The organism is Streptomyces sp. NPDC053431 (genome assembly GCF_044544925.1).
Taxonomy (GTDB): Bacteria; Actinomycetota; Actinomycetes; order Streptomycetales; family Streptomycetaceae; genus Streptomyces.
The window spans coordinates 1-16,588 of record NZ_JBITXX010000018.1; the positions used below are offsets into that span (position 1 = coordinate 1).

17 protein-coding genes and 1 pseudogene are annotated in these 16,588 nt (G+C 70.6%); 8 read left to right on the forward strand and 10 right to left on the reverse strand.

Annotated elements, in window-relative coordinates:
• Both ACIGXE_RS30905 and ACIGXE_RS30910 read left to right on the forward strand, forming a co-directional pair.
• On the forward strand, positions 1 to 446 hold a 446-nt coding region (locus ACIGXE_RS30905), incomplete at its 5' end, for an IS5 family transposase (RefSeq protein ID WP_399752488.1).
• Between the two features lie 119 nt (positions 447 to 565).
• Positions 566 to 850, forward strand: a complete 285-nt coding sequence (locus ACIGXE_RS30910; RefSeq protein WP_399752490.1) for a DUF3027 domain-containing protein — start codon at positions 566 to 568, stop codon at positions 848 to 850.
• A 7-nt stretch (positions 851 to 857) separates the two neighbouring features.
• Here ACIGXE_RS30910 and ACIGXE_RS30915 read toward each other — a convergent pair.
• Positions 858 to 1,985 (reverse strand): annotated as a pseudogene (locus ACIGXE_RS30915) (IS630 family transposase).
• Positions 1,986 to 3,192: 1,207 nt separating this feature from the next.
• Complete coding sequence (locus ACIGXE_RS30920) at positions 3,193 to 4,092, reverse strand: LysR family transcriptional regulator (RefSeq protein WP_399752492.1); 900 nt, start codon at positions 4,090 to 4,092, stop codon at positions 3,193 to 3,195.
• Between the two features lie 128 nt (positions 4,093 to 4,220).
• On the opposite strand from ACIGXE_RS30920, the gene ACIGXE_RS30925 reads away from it, so the two are divergent.
• Both ACIGXE_RS30925 and ACIGXE_RS30930 read left to right on the forward strand, forming a co-directional pair.
• Positions 4,221 to 5,021, forward strand: a complete 801-nt coding sequence (locus ACIGXE_RS30925; RefSeq protein ID WP_399752700.1) for an inositol monophosphatase family protein — start codon at positions 4,221 to 4,223, stop codon at positions 5,019 to 5,021.
• A 54-nt stretch (positions 5,022 to 5,075) separates the two neighbouring features.
• Entirely contained in the window at positions 5,076 to 5,723 is a 648-nt protein-coding gene (locus tag ACIGXE_RS30930; RefSeq protein ID WP_399752494.1) for an NADPH-dependent F420 reductase, read from the forward strand.
• Positions 5,724 to 5,910: 187 nt separating this feature from the next.
• On the opposite strand, the gene ACIGXE_RS30935 is transcribed toward ACIGXE_RS30930, so the two are convergent.
• The 3 genes from ACIGXE_RS30935 to ACIGXE_RS30945 form a co-directional block, all read right to left on the reverse strand.
• Entirely contained in the window at positions 5,911 to 6,480 is a 570-nt protein-coding gene (locus tag ACIGXE_RS30935; RefSeq protein ID WP_399752495.1) for a GNAT family N-acetyltransferase, read from the reverse strand.
• A 308-nt stretch (positions 6,481 to 6,788) separates the two neighbouring features.
• On the reverse strand, positions 6,789 to 7,148 hold the full coding sequence (locus tag ACIGXE_RS30940; RefSeq protein WP_399752497.1) for a hypothetical protein: 360 nt from the start codon (positions 7,146 to 7,148) through the stop codon (positions 6,789 to 6,791).
• 96 nt (positions 7,149 to 7,244) lie between these two features.
• A complete protein-coding gene (locus ACIGXE_RS30945) occupies positions 7,245 to 7,658 on the reverse strand; it encodes a hypothetical protein (RefSeq protein ID WP_399752500.1) in 414 nt (137 codons plus the stop codon).
• A 280-nt stretch (positions 7,659 to 7,938) separates the two neighbouring features.
• Between ACIGXE_RS30945 and ACIGXE_RS30950 the strand changes: the two genes are divergently transcribed.
• The 4 genes from ACIGXE_RS30950 to ACIGXE_RS30965 all read left to right on the forward strand — a co-directional run bounded on the left by ACIGXE_RS30950 (position 7,939) and on the right by ACIGXE_RS30965 (position 11,429).
• On the forward strand, positions 7,939 to 8,379 hold the full coding sequence (locus tag ACIGXE_RS30950) for a hypothetical protein (RefSeq protein ID WP_399752502.1): 441 nt from the start codon (positions 7,939 to 7,941) through the stop codon (positions 8,377 to 8,379).
• A gap of 553 nt (positions 8,380 to 8,932) precedes the next feature.
• Complete coding sequence (locus ACIGXE_RS30955; RefSeq protein WP_399752504.1) at positions 8,933 to 9,784, forward strand: helix-turn-helix domain-containing protein; 852 nt, start codon at positions 8,933 to 8,935, stop codon at positions 9,782 to 9,784.
• 141 nt (positions 9,785 to 9,925) lie between these two features.
• Positions 9,926 to 10,834: an MBL fold metallo-hydrolase gene (locus ACIGXE_RS30960; protein WP_399752506.1), complete on the forward strand. Its 909-nt coding sequence runs from the start codon at positions 9,926 to 9,928 to the stop codon at positions 10,832 to 10,834.
• Positions 10,835 to 11,201: 367 nt separating this feature from the next.
• Complete coding sequence (locus ACIGXE_RS30965; protein ID WP_399752507.1) at positions 11,202 to 11,429, forward strand: hypothetical protein; 228 nt, start codon at positions 11,202 to 11,204, stop codon at positions 11,427 to 11,429.
• Between the two features lie 110 nt (positions 11,430 to 11,539).
• Here ACIGXE_RS30965 and ACIGXE_RS30970 read toward each other — a convergent pair whose 3' ends face one another.
• The 5 genes from ACIGXE_RS30970 to ACIGXE_RS30990 all read right to left on the reverse strand — a co-directional run bounded on the left by ACIGXE_RS30970 (position 11,540) and on the right by ACIGXE_RS30990 (position 16,527).
• Complete coding sequence (locus tag ACIGXE_RS30970; RefSeq protein ID WP_399752509.1) at positions 11,540 to 12,178, reverse strand: TetR/AcrR family transcriptional regulator; 639 nt, start codon at positions 12,176 to 12,178, stop codon at positions 11,540 to 11,542.
• A gap of 107 nt (positions 12,179 to 12,285) precedes the next feature.
• Positions 12,286 to 13,398 carry an o-succinylbenzoate synthase gene (menC, locus tag ACIGXE_RS30975; RefSeq protein ID WP_399752511.1) on the reverse strand — a complete coding sequence of 371 codons (1,113 nt, stop codon included), beginning with the start codon at positions 13,396 to 13,398 and terminating at the stop codon, positions 12,286 to 12,288.
• Between the two features lie 25 nt (positions 13,399 to 13,423).
• Positions 13,424 to 14,182 carry a GNAT family N-acetyltransferase gene (locus ACIGXE_RS30980; protein WP_399752512.1) on the reverse strand — a complete coding sequence of 253 codons (759 nt, stop codon included), beginning with the start codon at positions 14,180 to 14,182 and terminating at the stop codon, positions 13,424 to 13,426.
• Positions 14,179 to 15,261: a M20 family metallopeptidase gene (locus tag ACIGXE_RS30985; RefSeq protein WP_399752702.1), complete on the reverse strand. Its 1,083-nt coding sequence runs from the start codon at positions 15,259 to 15,261 to the stop codon at positions 14,179 to 14,181. Before ACIGXE_RS30985 ends, ACIGXE_RS30980 begins: the two co-directional genes overlap by 4 nt.
• A 243-nt stretch (positions 15,262 to 15,504) precedes the next feature.
• Positions 15,505 to 16,527, reverse strand: coding sequence for a dipeptidase (locus ACIGXE_RS30990; RefSeq protein ID WP_399752515.1), 1,023 nt, complete (start codon positions 16,525 to 16,527; stop codon positions 15,505 to 15,507).
• Positions 16,528 to 16,588: the final 61 nt, after the last annotated feature.

Here is a 16,588-nt window from a genome sequence, read left to right on the forward strand (position 1 = left end):
AGATCCACCTCGCCGCAGACAGCAACTGCCGACCACTGGCGTTTGTCCTCACGCCCGGCCAGGCAGGTGACGCACCGGCATTCCCCGAAGTCATGACCCGCTTACGGGTGCCCCGACCCATCGGCCGGCCCAGGATCACACCGGACGTGGTCCTGGCCGACAAGGCCTACTCGTCCCGCGCGATCCGAACCCATCTCCGCCGACGCGGGATCCGGGCCGTGATCCCACAGCCCTCCGACCAGGCCGCGAACCGCAAACGGCGCGGCCGGCTCGGTGGCCGTCCGCCCGCCTTCGACCGCGAGGCCTACAAGCAGCGCAACACCGTCGAACGCTGCATCAACAGACTCAAGCAATGGCGCGGCCTGGCCACCCGCTACGACAAGACCGCCACCATCTACCTCGCCGGACTCCACATCGCCGCCATCTTCATCTGGTCGGCGAGATGATCCGAAAGAAACGCCCTAGTGCCGCATCAGAGAACCTTCGCCCTGTTTCCCGGTGAGAGGATCATTGGCAAGCGCCGGGACTGACGGTCTCGGATCGAACGGGCGGGGAGACATCGACAGTGGCCGAGGACGAGCCTTGGACGGGTGACGATCAGGATCACAATGATCGGTGCCATGCGCGCTGGCAGGTGTCGTTGAACCGCTCGACGGCCCAGTCCGGCTATCGGGACGAGTGGTATGACGCCCAGTGCGGAGGATGCTGCTTCTGGATCGCGTTGAGCGGCCGGCTCGGCCAGGACTACGGGGCATGCAGCAACCCTGGCTCGTCATTCGACGGGCGAGTGCGGTTCGAGCACGACGGTTGCGAGAGCTTCGCCGGTCGAGCCGACGGCTCGTTCGGGTAGCGGCCGGTCAGGCGACGTTGGCTCTGGCCACGACCCTGCGGAGGCGTTCATCCGCGGCGTGTCTGTTCCGCCAGATGATGTAGCGGCGGATCATGCTGCCTTGGGCCTTGTGGCTGGGGTGGTCGGTGCCGTCGAGGGCGAAGTAGCGCAGGGCGGTGAACTGGGCCTCGATCCGGTTGAGCCAGGAGCTGTTGGTTGGGGTGTAGGCGATCTCGACGTTGTTTGCCGCAGCCCAGGTCCCGACCCGCTGGCACCGCTTGGTCGTCAGGTGGGGTGAGTAGTTGTCGCAGACGATCGCGATGCGTAAGTCCATCGGGTGCAGCGAGCGCAGGTAGCGGCAGAACTCCAGGAACTTGGACCGGCTCTTGGTCTTCTTGATGTGCCCGTAGAGCTGGTCCTTGGCCAGGTCGTAGGCGGCGAACAGGTGTCGGACGCCGTGCGGGCGGGTGTAGGTGGCCCGCCGCCGGGGTCTGGGTTCGCGGTCGGGGTCCTTGTGTCGGCCGCTGCGTTCGGCCCACTGCCGTCCCGGGGTGGGGCTGGAGGTTGAGGGGGCCGAACTCGTCCAGGCAGAAGATGACTTCGGGCTCGCCGTTCTCGGGTATGACCTCGCCGTCGGCGATGGCGTAGAGGTGTTCGACCCGGGCCTTCTTGGCCGCGTAGTCGGGGTCGCGGGAGGTCTTCCAGGTCTTCAGGCGTTGAAAGGAGACGCCTTCCTCGCGGAGCAGGATGCGCAGGCCCTCGTGGCTGATGTCGTCGACCACCCCCTCGGCGACCAGGAAGTCGGTCAGTTTCGCCAGGCTCCAGGTCGAGAACGGGAGGCCGTGCTCGACGGGCTTGGACTTGGCGGTCTTCTTGATCTCACGGCGCTCGGGCAGGGTGAACGTTCTGGGCCGGCCGCCCTTGTACTTGGGGTAGAGCGAGTCGAAGCCGTCGGCGTTGAAGTTGTGGATCACATCCCGGACCCGATCCGCGCTGGTGAACGTCACCTCGGCGATCTTCGTCACCGGCATGCGCTGTGCGGACAGCAGCACCATCTGTGCCAGGTCACCACCGAGCCGGTGCCCCTACGGATGATCCGCAGCAGCCGTCTGCCCTCGTCGTCGTCAATCTCCCGGACCCGCACGCATTCAGCCACGCGGTCATTCTGGCCGTCCGGTACTGCCCGGCGTAGCAACCGGGCGACACGTCAAGACGGGGCGAACGTTGCCTGATGCGGCACTAGGCATCATCCGAGGTGAAGCCCTCCCTAGCCGCCGGTCGAGCGCCGGACTTTGAGCATCGAAGTTGTCCATCCAGGCGCATAGCGTGCTCAGTCACACGTGGTTCTGTGACTGAGCGTCTTAGTTGGCCAGCTGAGCACGTGGCATGCAGGCCGTAACGTGGAACTGAACGGCGGCGGAGGGGCCGTTGCCACCGCGTGTGGAAGGGGTACACGCACGACCCGCAGAAGGCAGCCGAACACCGGCGAAGGGTCACGGACAGGAAGCGGCAGCGCCGAGATCGAGCGTACGCTCGCGCTCAGGAGGACTCGTAGCAGGCCTTTCCCGACTTGCTCAGCTTCCGTGGAGCGCTGCCGATCGGCAGCCGGCAGATGGCACACGACTCACCACGGCTCCCTGGTGAAACGCCGTGTTCTGGCCGAGGCTTAGAGGTCTTCACCCGCCGGATCGTCGAAGCGAGACGGACGCGGCCGACACCGAACCGGGAACAGCGACTGCGGCGTCATCGGCAAGCGCGTCACCCTGGTCCACCCCAACGCGGCAGGACACGGGAACACGGCGGCCCACGTGGAGCGAGCGATCCGAATCGCCCTGCTCCGCTGACCACCGACTGATCCAACGCGGCGACGCACGGTCCCTCTTGAGCCTCAAGCCGGACCGTGCGTTCGGTCCCCCCACCCCAAGCGCCCAGACCCGCAGTGGGACGTCGCCGGCGACCCTGGCTGGGACTGACACACCACGTGCAGAGGCCCACCCCGATGATGTTCCGGGTGGGCCTCTGCGGTGTGGCAACCGGGGTCAGGCGATGGGGGCGCGCTCGCCCCTGGAGGTCAGCTCCACGTCCGCCGTCACCTTCCCCTCTCCGTCCCTGACGTGGAGGTCGACGAGGCGATGACTGCGCAGGACCTGAGCGCTTCGTCCACCTCGCCTGTCGGGCTACGACGGCCGGGGCGCCATGCCCGGACGGTGGGAGCGAGTCGACCCGGATACACAGCTCCTACCTGCGGGTTCCCGTGGACGTACCGAGCGGGGGACGTCTGGTGGTCGTGCAACTGCGAGTCCGGAACATGACATTGGGCGCCGCGCGCTCGGGCGCATAGACGGTGTTCACGAGTACGGGAGTCAGCCGAACAGTGCCTGGACGGTTTCGGCGGCCGTTTCGCGTAGCCAGGTGTGGGCGCGGTCATCGTCGTAGCGCTGGTGCCACAACAGGTACAGGGGGACGTCGGGCAGCGGGAGTGGTGGCGGCAGTGTGACCAGGCCGAGTTGTTCCCGGGCCGTGCGGGTGACCGCGTCGGGGAGGGTGACGACCAGGTCGGTGCCGAGCGCGAGTTGCAGAGCGAAGGCGGCGGTGGGTACGGCGGCCACGACGCGTCGTTCGTTGCCGCGCGTGGCCAGGGCGTCGTCGATCGGGTCGCGCAGGCTTCCGCGCCGCGAGACGGTGAGGTGTTCGGCGGCCGCGTAGCGCTCGAGGGTCAGCGGGCCTTCGGTGAGCGGGTGGCCTGGGCGGACGGCGACGACAAGCCGGTCCCTGCCGACGAGGCGGTGGCGGATGTCGGGAAGCGTCGGAGCGCTGGAGCTTGATTCGAGGTCGACCTCGCCTCGGCGCAGCTCGGGGGTGTCCGTGCCGGGTTCGGCGTGCAGGCGCAGCTGGACGCCGGGGGCCTGGCGGTGGACGGCGGTGATCAGGGCGGCGCCACAAGCGGCGGTCAGCGCGTCGTGCCAGCGCACGGTGAAGACCCGCTCAAGAGCCGCCAGGTCGAGTTCCTGCTGCGCGGACAGGAGTTGGTGGGCCTGCTGCACGAGGGCGTGGACCTGGGCGCGCATGGCCAGCGCGCGGGTGGTGGGGACCATGCTGCGGCCGGTGCGGACCAGGATCTGATCACCGGTGGCCTTGCGGATGCGGCCCAGGGAGCGGCTCATCGCCGGTGCGGTGACGTGAAGGCGTGCTGCCGCGCCGGCGACACTGCCCTCTTCCAGCAGAGCGTCCAGAGCCGTGAGCAGGTTCAAATCCAGTTGCATGAGAGTAACTCTACAAGTGACAAGCATGCACTTGTTGTTAATGGTCAGGCGGCCTACCTTCGAAGTGCGGGGGCGAGAAAACCGCCCAGCTTCGACCGATCCCAAGGAGCCCCATCGTGAGCACAGCCATGCCTTTTGACGCCGGTACGACGCTCCTGTCCGAGGTGACCGCCGCGGTGAAGACCGCCGGCCTCACGCTGCGCGACCGCTACACCTCGCACGCCCGAGGAGTGAGCCTCGACGAGGTCGTCGAGGAGATCCACGCCAACGACGACGCGGTGCTGGACGTGCTGCGGGAACCGCTGCTGCAGGCCCGGCGAGGGTCGCAGTGGGCCGAGGACGAGCTGGCCGGCGGCGCTCTCCCGCCCGGGGAGTGGTGGGTCGTCGACCCGGCCGAGGGCAACATCAACCACGTCCACGGAATGGAGGACTGGGCCGTCACCGCTACCCTGGTCCGCGACAACCAGCCGGTACTCACCGTCGTCCACCTGCCGCTCACCGGCGACACGTACACCGCCGTCGCCGGCGGTGGTGCCCGCCTCAACGACCGACCGCTGAAGGTGTCCGCCAAGACCGACCTGGGCGCCGCGCTCATCGGCACCGGCCAGGCCAAGCCCGGCGAGGACGAGCGCACCTTCCGGCGGATCGGTGACTCCGTCACCGCCATGCTCATCAACGGCCTGGTCGTGCGCGTGTCTGTGCCCGCCACGATGCAGCTCATCCACGTCGCCGCCGGACGGATGGACGCGTTCTGGCAGTTCTCCGACGTCCGCTCGGGTCTGGTCGCCGGCGGCCTGCTGGTCTCCGAGGCCGGAGGCACCGTCACCGACCTGGCGGGCGAACCGTGGAACACCGGCAGCCGCGACTTCCTGGCCGCCGCCCCCGGTATCCATGCCACCGCTCTCAAGGTCCTCTCCCCGATCGCCTGACCGGACCGGACGTCTCCGCTCTTCCCCACCCCGATACCGCAAGGAGCATCACGCATGACCAACATCGGCATCCTCGGCGCCGGCCGCGTCGGCACCAACCTCGCCAGCAAGCTCTCGGAGGCCGGACACCACGTCGTCCTCGGCCGCCGGAGCCCGACGAAAGAGACCACAGCGGCTGCCGACGGCACAGGCCCCCGCTTCTCCATCACCGACCAACGCACCACCGCCCGCACCGCGGACATCGTGATCAACGCGACGCCCGGCGACAGCGCCCTCGACCGCCTGGCCGGCCTGCGAACCGAACTCGCCGGCAAGATCCTCGTCGACGTCTCCAACGCAACCCGCGACGCCGGTGACGGCCTGCCCGGCGACCTGTGCTACCCCGGCAGCAGCCTCGCCGAACAGCTCCAGGCCGCCCTCCCCGACACCCATGTGGTCAAGACCCTCAACACCATGCTGTTCATGGTCATGACCGCTCCCGAAACCCTGGCCACCCCACCGACCGTCTACGTCTCGGGCAACGACGAGGACGCGAAGAAGACCGTCACCGGCCTCCTCGGCGACCTGGGCTGGCAGCCCGCATGGATCGAGAACCTCGGCGACATCACCACAGCCCGCGCCACCGAGTCCATGATCCTGGTCGTGCCCCCCATCCTGCGCCGACACGGCTTTGAACCCTTCGCCGTCTCCCTCGCCCGCTGACCCCACGGACCGGCTTCAGATCGCAGTCAGGCAGCGGGCGGGCCATTCCCAGCAGCCCCGCACCGGCGACCCGTACAACCGCCGGCCCGCCCCCGATCGCTTCCGGGAAGGGCGGCACCCAGTCGTACGGGCCCTGGTCGACCAGGATTCTCCCCTGTGGAAGATCACGAACAGGAGGGGGTCGGGCTCAACTGCCTGATCGACCGCCGATGTCCGCGGCCAGCGCCGCGTAGATGTACTCGCTGCCCCAGCGATCCCCGTCGAGGTCGTTCTCGACCAGGTGCGCCTCCCGACGCATCCCGAGGCGCTCGCAGACCCGCACAGACCCGGTGTTCTCCACATCCAGCCGCGCGTAGAGCCGGTGCACGCCCAGCCTGTCGAAAGCGAACCCGGCCAGCGCCACGGCCGCCTCGGTCGCATAGCCGTGCCCCTGGTGTCGGGGGTCGAGAGTCCAGCCGATCTCGGCCTGAGCGGCGCGGGCGTCGGCCAGGGTGAGCGTCACCTCGCCAACGACGCCGGGCTCATCGCGTCGGCACACGGCAAGCGCCAGCTTGTCGCCATCGGCGCACCAAACCGACTGCGCCGCGCGCTCGGCCGCAACCTGCTCGCTGCGCTCCCGCGTGTGCGCCGGCCGGTACAGGTAGCGCGCCACGCTGGGCAGGCTCTGGTAGGCGTACAGGTCATCGGCGTCGCCGAGAGTGAACAGACGCAGCGACAACCGGGGCGTGGTCATCGGCAGCAGCGAGGCGATGTCCATGCGGACCTCCGGGACGCGGATGTGGATCAAGACGCGGACGGATTGTCGCATCGTGGCTGACGGGTAGCCACGCCTTTTCAACGGCAGCGCCCGACAGCCCCGCTCCACCACGAGGCGCGGCGTTCCCACGCTCCTCACTCGAGTGCAAGGACTGGTTGGTCGTCGCCCGCTACGGGGCCAGACGGGCACCCTTCAAGCCCTTCACGACCTTCACGACCTACAAGCGCGCCCCTCCGAGAACGTGATCCGGCCCTGCGACCTCTCTGACCGGCAGAGCGGGAAGCCGTTACGTCGGCACATGCGCCTTCTCAGGCGGGGGACTTGCTTGTGGGCTCCGCAGTGTCGTGGACCAGCTCCGCGAGCTGGAGCAGAAGCCCGTACGTAGCCATTCGGCCGTGGATGCGAAGGAAGTAGGACCGGCTGGAGCACTTGAAGATCTCTCGTCGGTTCACCTTCCAGAGCTTGTGCTCGTACGTGCTCGCCGCCTCCAGCAGGACCGATTCGGCTTCCTCCGCACTGCCGTCGAATTCCGCGAGCGTACGCGCGTTTCGATCCGTGTCGCTGACACCGTCGACGGGTATGGCAAGCACAGTCCATCGGGACACACTGAGATCCGTTCTCCCCTGCACCGCCAGCCGCGGCGCGCACCGCGCAAGTGTGGCAGCCACACCCTCACCCCCCAACCGCGCCTTTCCCCGGAAGCGATTGCCGCAGTCACCAACCTGCTCGCGCCGGGCTGAGGCGGAGGACCGGTACGGCGGCCGTCACTGACTCGGAACGGCGATGCCGGCTGCGCGCAGGTGCGCCTCGACCAGCGTGTTCAACCGGGCGATGGACGGCGACTGGTCCTCCCGGTGGTGGTTGATCATTCCGTAGCGGGAGGCGGCGTCGGACTGGTTCCGAAACCCAGTCGGCATCGCCAGCAGCGCGCGGTCGGTGAGCAGCTTGTCGGCCAGTGCGGACGCCAACTCCTCGATCCGCGGGTCGTTCGGGTCCCAGGCCCTCGCATCCCAACCGCGCTTGGTCAGCTCGACGGACTCGGGATCGTCTAGCGAATGTTCGAGCCGGGTCAGGAAGCTGTCGAAAATCTCCGGGACCAGTGCCCGGGCCAGCACCAGAGCCTCGCGTTGAACAGCCACGTAGTCGGAACCGAAGCCGACTTCGGCGAGTCGGTCCAAGACCGCGCAGGCCCGGTCGGGCAGCAGGCCGCTCCCTCGGCCGGGCCGCGTGCCGTTCGAGCAGGGCGACGTGTGAGCCGAAGTCGCCGAGATGCGGCCGCCCGCACCGCACATCCCCCAACGGCTCCAGGAAGCGGTCCGCCGCCTGATGACCGTGGACCTCTCCCCTGCCGGCACACCGATCCGCGACGGCCGGCGCAGCCAGGACCTGTCCGGTCGATCATCCGGTATAGCGTCTCGGCGATACTTGTACCGAAATCATGGGAGGGCGGGCGAATCCGTGGACAGTGACCTGCGGCGCGCGGTCGTCGTGACGCTTGGCGAACTTGGGCGAAGCGATGACTGGCGTGACCGGGCGGATGCCGGTCACAGCCTGGCAGGGTTCGCCGAGATGCAGGAGGCCGTAGAGCCGCTGCTGGAGCTTGTGCTCGATCCTGGTGACACCTTCGTCACCCGGCGGACCGCGGAGGGCTTGCTTCGACGAAAGGACAAGGCCGGACTGACGATCGTCGCGTCCGCACTGGCAGTCGCCAACGACAACCACGCCGATTGGATCCACACCGCGATCGTCGATGTCTTCAGCATCTTCTCCCAGGACCTGGACGAGGCGCTACGGCTCTGCGAGGAGATGTCGGGCGACGCCGACGATCGTGTCGCCCGGGGAGCCCGTCGGCTGCACTCGAGCCTGTCGAAGATCGATCCCGTTCTCCGCCCCGCATAGCGGGGGTTCGACCGCTGTTGTGAGGGTGCAGATCATCAGCGGCAACGGCAACGCGGGGACGTTGTCGGCGCAGTGCCACAGAGCATTCCGCCGATCAGGTTCGGAGCCAGGTGGTGAGAGCTGCCACGGGAGCCGTGCCGGGGAAGACATAGCCGCTCTTGTCGTAGCGAGTGGCGACCGCCCGGGACCGCTTCAGGCGGTTGATCGCCCGCTCGACGGTGTTGCGCTTCTTGTAGCGGTCCTCGTCGAAGCCGGGCGGTCGTCCACCGCGTGCGCCCTTGCGTGGGCGGGCCGCCTGGCTGTCGGTCTTCTCGCTTGAGGCGGCCCGACCGCGGCGAGTTGCCGGCCTTGCGGGTCCTCGGACCCGTTTGAGCCGGCCGGGCGAAAGAACGCCACTGCGGCGCGGTGATCGGGTGGCGCCGCCGCTGCAGGCGTGGCCCGCGAGGCGTCGCCGTGCGTGCGCCCGGTCACGGGCGCCGAGCCGCTCGACCGTACGGGCCGTCAGGCGGTGCGCCCGCTGCCGCCCAGGAACACGCAGCACTAGGGTGCGGCCATGCCCGTGTTACGACGCACCGTGCTGCGGACGAACGGCCTGCTGCTGGCCGACGTGAGCTGCGGCCGCCCCCCGCGCGGCTGGACCGAAACGCGACCGGCGACCGTCTTCGGCTTCGTCCTGGTCCGCCGGGGCCTGGTACGCGGTCGCGTCGACGGCCGGGAGCAGTTGCTGGATCCGGCGAGCGTGTACGTGGAACGGCCGGGCAGCGAGCAGCAGTTCAGCCATCCTCGCGGCGGCGACGTCTACACCGAGATCGTGCTGGCCGAATCGGTGCTCGCCGGCCTGCTGGGCGGCGATCCGTCGGTGCCTCAGGGACTGGTCTTCACGACACCCGACGTCGCCCTGGCCCACCGGGTGCTGCTCGGCCGGGGCCGGGCCTGCGGCGACGACTTCGAACTCGCCGAGCGGGTCACCGCGCTGGCCGCTCTGCTACTCGGCCGACTGGCCCCCGACCGCGTGGAGGCGGGCCGCCCCAGGTCGGCCGCCGCCCGGCGCCGGACGGTGGACGAAGCGCGCACCGTGCTCAACGACGACCCGCTGTGCGGTCTGGAGGAGGTGAGCCGGCTGGTGGGGTGCTCGCCGCACCACCTCAGCCGGGTCTTCGCGACCGTCACGGGCATGTCCCTGACCCGCTATCGCAACGGGCTGCGTGTCAACCGAGCGCTGGAGCGCCTCGCTGAGGGCGAGCGGGACCTGGCGCGGCTCGCGCACGAGTTGGGCTTCAGCGACCAGGCGCACATGACCCATGTCGTACGGGATCTGGCCGGACTCCCGCCAGGGCGGCTGCGCGCCCTGCTGAGCTCCCCGCCCCCGGCCGAGGAGTGCGCCGTGCCCCCGGCGGAGGAGTGAGGCGGCCGGCTCACCGACGTGGACCGAGCAAGGATCTACAAGACCGCCCGGCCCCGCTTCCGGCACGCTCGGCGCAGCGCCCCGCACGGGGGTCGGGGCGCCCCGAGACAGGGACGGAAAGGTTTGTCGATGATCCGGAACATGACGGAGCCCGCACGGCGCACCGTACTGAGGGGAGCGGCGGCCGGCCTCGCCGCCGGCGTGCTGGGCCCGGGCGCGATCGCCGCCGCGGCCGCGCCGCACCGCATTGGAGTGGTGGCGCGGCATGCCGGGAGGTACGAGGTGCTGGCACTGCTCGACGCCCGCGGCGCGTTCCCGGGCACGCGAGGGGACCAGTTCGGCGGTGCCACGGAGGCGGCCTGGGAGCGCGCCGACCGGATCGACCCGCGGGCGGCCGGGCCGAACGGGACCTGGTGGCTGAGCTTCTGGTGCTACGCGGTGCGCCGTCCCGGCGGACGCGTCACCCTGGTGGACACCGGGGTGGGACCGGCCGGCAGCCCGGCGTCCGGCTGGGCGCCGGTCCCCGGCCGACTGCCCCGCGTCCTCACCGCCGCCGGCATCGAGGCGGACGACGTCGACACGGTGGTCCTGACCCATCTGCACGAGGACCACTTCGGCTGGGTGGTCGGAACCGGCGGTACGCCGCTGTTCCCCGACGCCCGGCATGTCGTACAGCGCACGGAGGTCGATTCGCTCACCGCCACGGACAGCGCGCTGTCGTACGTGGTGACGCCGCTGCGCGCCGCAGGGCTGCTGGACGAGGTCGACGGGCCCGTCCGGCTGGCCGGCGGCGGGGTGCGGGCGCTGCCGACTCCGGGGCACACCGCCGGCCACCAGTCCGTCCTGGTCGACGGCGGCAGACGGCGGATCTACATCACCGGCGATGTCCTGGTGCACGCGGTGCAGCTCGTCGACCCGTCGGTGGCCTACCGCTTCGAACGCGACAAGCCCACCGCCCGAGCCACCCGCACCGCCCTGCTGTCCCGCGCCCGGGACGAGCACGCGCTCCTGGCCACGGCACATCTCAACGAGCCCTTCACCCGGGCCTGATCACACGCACAGGCGCGATCACGCCTGTGCGCGGCCACGACACGGCGTCGTCCAGGACCCAGAAAGGCGGTTACACCACCGGGCCGCCACGACCTGGCCCGGGCGGTATTCCCCACCGCGATGCCGGCCGGGCTCCGCGGACCGGCGGTGGGGGCGGTGACCGTCTTGATGAGGCAGGGCTGCTGCCGGATCTGAGCGCTGCCGCGGCAGGTACGTGGCCTCGCCCTGTCCTGGGAACAGCCCCCTGCGCAGCTTCGTCGCCACCCAGCTCGACGACGTACCGGCACGTCGCCTGCATCTTTTGGCCTACTGTCTCGTCAGCCCTGTGGAGGACGATCTTGCGGCTCCGCCACGAGAGGGTGGATCCGTGCGAACAACCATCGGATACACCGTCGAGAGCATCGGCTACGTCGTAGGCGCCCAGGGGCTTGTCAGCTTCGCTTCACAGGCCCTCTTCGGCACGGAGTGGGGCTGGATGCACAAGATCGTCGACCTTCCGTCCACCGCCTACCTCGGCATCGTGGTGCTGGGGCTGGCACTCATCGTCGGCGGGGTGAAGACGCGGAAGACGCCCAATCACCAACAGGACGCCTGACCACCGACCACCCGCGCCCTTCCGGCGCCGTCGGCGCACACCGACGACCTAGTCGCGTACGACAGCAGCGGGGCGGCCTCCTCCAGCCGGTAGAAATCGGCGCGGCCTCGTCAGTCCTCCACCGTCGGCGGCGCGGCGTACGTCTCCAGGTAGGCGGTGACGAAGCGGCGCGCCTCGTCGATCGTCGCGTCGTCGCCGGTCGGCGCGGTGCGGAACGCGACGTCGAAGAGCCGGCTGCCGGCCTCGAAGGCGAGCTGCAGGACGAGTGGAGGGGTGTCGGAGGCGAGGAGCCCCCGCTCCACCAGGAACGTGCGCATCCGTTCCGCCTGCGCCTGGTCGAACGCGAGGACCAGCTGGTCGATCCGCTCGTCGCGTCCCGCGAACCACACCTCGGCGCAGTCCCGGTGTTGGCGGAAGTAGTTCAGGAGCGCGTCGACGACGGCGTCGACCGCGTCTCGCAGCGTGGCCGGGCCGGGCTCGTCGAGGAGCTCGGCGAGGATCACGTCGAGCGCACCCATGTGCCGTTGCAGGAGCGCGGCGTCGACCTGATGGCGATCGGAGAAGTAGTGGTACACCGACGTGATCGGGATCCCGACCCGCTCGCTGACCGCCTTGAGGGTCGCCCCTTCGTAACCCTGCTCGACGAGCAGCGCCTCGGCGGTGTCGAGGATCGCCCGCCTGCGTTCCATTCCGCGGCGCTGCACGGCCGGACGGCTCGACGGCTGAGCTGTCGGATTCTGCTCGAACACGATTCCAGATCGTAGCAGTCGCCCCTGCTCCCGCCCGGGGACCGGAGCAGGGCCACGGCGGAGCTCCCTGGGCGCGCTCGCGCCCAGGGAGCCTGCGGGAGGAAGCCCTAGAGCGCGATCCACTCCGTGGACGTGGTGACCTGGTTCAGGATCTCCGGCAGTGGCTCGATGCCCAGGCCCGGGCCCTTCGGGACGGCGAGGTGGCCGTCGGCGAGGACGAAGGGTTCCGTGATGTCCGTGGCGAAGTAGCGGTGGGAGCCGGAGGTGTCGCCGGGGAGGGTGAAGCCGGGGAGGGCCGCCAGGGCGATGTTGGCGGCGCGGCCGATGCCGGTCTCCAGCATGCCGCCGCACCAGACGGGGACGCCGTGGGCGCGGGCGATGTCGTGGATGCGGCGGGCTTCGAGGTAGCCGCCGACGCGGGCCGGCTTGATGTTGATGATCGAGCAGGCGCCGAGGGAGATGGCCGCCGCGGCGTCGGCGGCGGACTCGATGGACTCGTCCAGGCAGATCGGGGTGCGCAGCAGCTTTGCGAGCTGGGCGTGCTGCACCATGTCGGTGTTGGCCAGCGGCTGTTCGAGGAGCAGGAGGCCGAAGTCGTCGAGCCTGGCCAGCTGTTGGGCGTCGACGAGGGTGTAGGCGGCGTTGGCGTCGACCTGGAGGAGGAGGTCGTCGCCGAAGCGTTCGCGGACGGCGCGGACCGGCGCCACGTCCCAGCCGGGTTCGATCTTCAGCTTGATCCGGACGTAGCCCTCGGCCACGTAGCGGTCCACCGCGTCCAGGAGCTCGGGTATCGAGTCCATGATTCCCACGGACACGCCGCAGGGGACGCGGTCACGGGCCGCGCCCAGGTGTGAGCCGAACGACTCGCCGGAGAGCTGGAGCTGGGCGTCGAGAACCGCTGTCTCCAGGACCGACTTCGCCATGTGGTGGCCGGTGAACGGTTCGAGCGCGCGGCCGACCGTCGTCGCGTCCACGCCCTCCTTCGGCAGGGCCGGGACGAGGAAGCGGCGCAGCACGTCCTGGGCCCCGTCGACGTACTCGGCGCAGTAGCGCGGTGCGGACATGGCCGCGCACTCCGCCCAGCCCTCGATCCCTTCGGAGGTGACGACGCGGACGAGCAGGACGTCACGGCTGGTCTCGACGCCGAAGGAGGTGCGGAACGGGGCGACGAGCGGCATCGCGATGCGGCGCAGTTCGACGCCGGTGATCTTGGTCTTCATGTGCGGGTGGCTCCTGGTGGGGTGTTCAGGCGGTGCGGTGGACGACGTAGCTGCGCCGGTCGTGGAGGCCGGCGACGCGGGCTCCCTCGGCGAGCAGGCCGCCCAGGGTGTGCCGTACGGCCAGCCGCCAGTCGCGGGCGGCGCCCGGGTCCGTACGGCGCAGTGACTCGATGTCGTCGGGGAGGTCGATGAGGACCGTGCCGGCGTCGGTCGGGCCGATCACGGGGCGCCCGTCGAGGTCCCGCACGCCGTACGCGGCGCCGGCGGGCAGGTCGAAGGTGTACGGCCCCGCGGGCGCGGTCAGGTCCCAGGCGGTCAGCACGCGGTCGGACTCGTCGCCGCCGTTGATGGCGTCGTCCATGGCGCCGTAGAAGGACCGCAGGTACTCCTCGGGGCGGGCGCCGAGCTTGACGAGGTTGAAGTAGGCGTTGCGGCGGATCAGCGGGTCGTAGGTCCAGGTGATGCGCCGCAGTCCGCGGTCCAGGGCCCAGCGGCGCTGGTGCAGTTTGAGGGCGAGGCCGATGCCGCGGCCCTGGGAGGCGCCGGTGATGTGGGAGTGCAGGGTGGTGCCCACGGGGTCGCCGTAGAAGGCGACGGACGCGCCGACCAGGCGCCCTTGTTCGTACGCCCCCGCCACGTAGTTGCCCGCGTGGGACAGGGCGCGCATCACCTCGGCGGAGACGGGCGGGCTGTCGGCGGCCCTGCCCCATATGTCGGCGTAGAGGCGGCTGACGGTGTCGAGGTCCTCCATGCTGTGGAGTTCCCGGACGTCGAGTGCGGTCACTGCATCGCTCCGACGAGGTGGGCCAGGAGCCGGGCGCGGGCCGGCATCGTGGCGGTGACGACGTGTTCGTGGTCGGCGTGGGCGCCGTCACCGACGGCGCCGAGGCCGTCGAGGGTCGGGCAGCCGGCCCCGGCGGTGTAGTTGCCGTCGGACGCGCCGCCGACGGCGGCCTGCCGCAGGGGGTCGAGACCGAGTCGCGCGGCGATGTCGCCGGCCAGCGCGAAGAGGCCGTGCGAGGCCTCGGGGTCCAGGGGCGGACGGTTGGGGCCGCCGGCGACGTGCAGCCGCGCACCGGGGTGTTCCGGGCGCAGCGTCCTGATCAGCCGGTCGATCGCGTCCTGGGCGGCGGCGCTCGGGACGCGCACGTCCACGCTGAGGTCGGCTCGGGCGGGGACGGTGTTGGCCGTGGTGCCCGCCGAGGCCAGGGTGGGGGTGACCGTGGTCCCGGGCCCGGTCGCGGCGGTCACGCTGTCGGCGATCCGGCTCAGGGCGAGGATCTGGTGGGCGAGTTCGGTCGCCGCGTTGACGCCCTTCTCGGGTTCGAGCCCGGAGTGGGCGGCGCGGCCGTGGACCGTGATGTCGTAGAGCGAGACGCCTTTGCGGCCGGTCTTGAGTGCTCCTCCGGGGGCGGAGGGCTCCAGGACGAAGGTGGCGGCGCACCGGCGTGCCAGGTCCTCGATGAGCGGGCGGGAGGTGTCCGAGCCGACCTCCTCGTCGCCGGTGACCAGGACGCACACCCCGTCGAGGGAGGGCAGGGCGGCCAGGGCGTGGAACATCTGGACCAGGCCGGCCTTCATGTCGAAGACGCCGGGGCCGCGGGCGATGCCCTGTTCCAGCGACCAGGGGTGGGTCTTGAGGGAGCCGATCGGCCAGACGGTGTCGTGGTGGCCGAGGAGCAGGACGCGCGGGGTCCCGAAGGTCCACCGGACGTGCGTGACGCCGTCGGTCAGCACGGTCTCGGGGCGGGCGCCGAGCAGCCGGGCGCCCTGGGCGGCGACCACCCGCGCGCTGCGGGCGACGGCGGCGTGGTCGGCGGAGTACGACTCGCAGGTCACGAGTTCTTCGAGGTCGGCGAGCATGGCGTCGAGGCCGGGCGCGGGGGCGGCCGCGTGGTCCGCTCGCGGGGGCTGGGGGTCTTGGTCGACCGGCACGGTGGGTCCTCCAGGTTGGGATGACGGCCACGCTAGGCAGGCCGGGGACGGCCCGGTTGGTGGCGCGGCGACAACCTGGGCGCCCGATTCGTACGCGGGACCCAATGCCTGTCGAACGGCCGGTGCCCGGCGGGTCGGAGGACCCACCGGGCACCGAGGCCCCGCCGGACGTCAGCCCATGTGGAGGGTCATCAGCCGTCGCATGTTCCCGCCGAGGATCTTCAGGACGTCCGCCTCCGGCAGTCCCCTGCGGACGAGCGCCTCGGTGACCAGGGGCATTCCGGCCGGGCCTTCGAGCCCGGGGAAGGCGAACATCGGGTCCTCGTCGTCGAGGCTCTCGCAGCACGGCGGGGTGACGTCCGTCATGACCTCGCGGACGAAGTCCGAGCCGAGGCCGACGTGGTCGATCCCCGCGACGGAGACGACGTGTTCGATGTGGTCGACGATCCGCTCGGCGCTCACCTTCTCCTGGTCGTCGGTGAGGAAGTCCGGCACGAAGGTGACGCACACCAGGCCGCCGGTGGCCGCCACGCCGCGGATCTGTTCGTCGGTGAGGTTGCGGTGGTGGTCGCGCAGGGCGCGGGCGCAGGAGTGGGTGGCGATCAGGGGTCGGGTGGCGAGCTCCAGGACGTGGGCGACGCCGCTCGCTCCCAGGTGGGAGATGTCGAAGAGCATGCCGAGGTGTTCCATCGTGCGCAGCGCCTCGACGCCGGGCGTGGTGAGCCGGCTGCCCGTCGCGTCCTCGCGGCTGCCGTCGGCGAGCGGGGTGCGCCCCCAGTGGGCGAGGGAGGCGATCCGTACGCCGAGCCGGAAGAGGGTGGGGAAGAGCTCGACGGAGGCGTCGATGCCGGGCGCGCTCTCCAGGGCGAGGACCAGGGCGATCCTGCCCTCGGCGAGGGCGGCGTCGACGTCGTCGCCGTTCCGGCACAGCGCGACCTGGTCGGCGTTGGCCTCGGCGAGGACGTGGGCGCATTCGATCATGCGGAGGGTCTGCCGGAGCGCGCCCTCGGGACGGTACTGGTCGTCGATGAAGACCGGCAGCACCTGGATGTCGATGCCGCCTTCGCGCAGTTGGGGCAGCCAGCGTTCGCGGAAGAAGGCGCCCCAGCGCTTCGGGGGGCGGGCGGCGACGGCCATGAGGAGGTCGTTGTGCGCGTCGGCGACGACGGCGCGGTGGTGCAGGTCGTGGGACACGACGATCCTTTCGGGCGGCGGTGGGACGACCGGCGGCCCGGACGGGTGCCGGGCCGCCGGT

Coding starts and splice junctions, on each gene's coding strand:
- ACIGXE_RS30920 (WP_399752492.1), bottom strand. CDS start 4,092: ATGCAACTGGATTTGAACCTGCTCACGGCTCTGGACGCTCTGCTGGAA.
- ACIGXE_RS30925 (WP_399752700.1), top strand. CDS start 4,221: ATGCCTTTTGACGCCGGTACGACGCTCCTGTCCGAGGTGACCGCCGCG.
- ACIGXE_RS30930 (WP_399752494.1), top strand. CDS start 5,076: ATGACCAACATCGGCATCCTCGGCGCCGGCCGCGTCGGCACCAACCTC.
- ACIGXE_RS30935 (WP_399752495.1), bottom strand. CDS start 6,480: ATGGACATCGCCTCGCTGCTGCCGATGACCACGCCCCGGTTGTCGCTG.
- ACIGXE_RS30955 (WP_399752504.1), top strand. CDS start 8,933: ATGCCCGTGTTACGACGCACCGTGCTGCGGACGAACGGCCTGCTGCTG.
- ACIGXE_RS30960 (WP_399752506.1), top strand. CDS start 9,926: ATGACGGAGCCCGCACGGCGCACCGTACTGAGGGGAGCGGCGGCCGGC.
- menC (WP_399752511.1), bottom strand. CDS start 13,398: ATGAAGACCAAGATCACCGGCGTCGAACTGCGCCGCATCGCGATGCCG.
- ACIGXE_RS30985 (WP_399752702.1), bottom strand. CDS start 15,261: ATGCTCGCCGACCTCGAAGAACTCGTGACCTGCGAGTCGTACTCCGCC.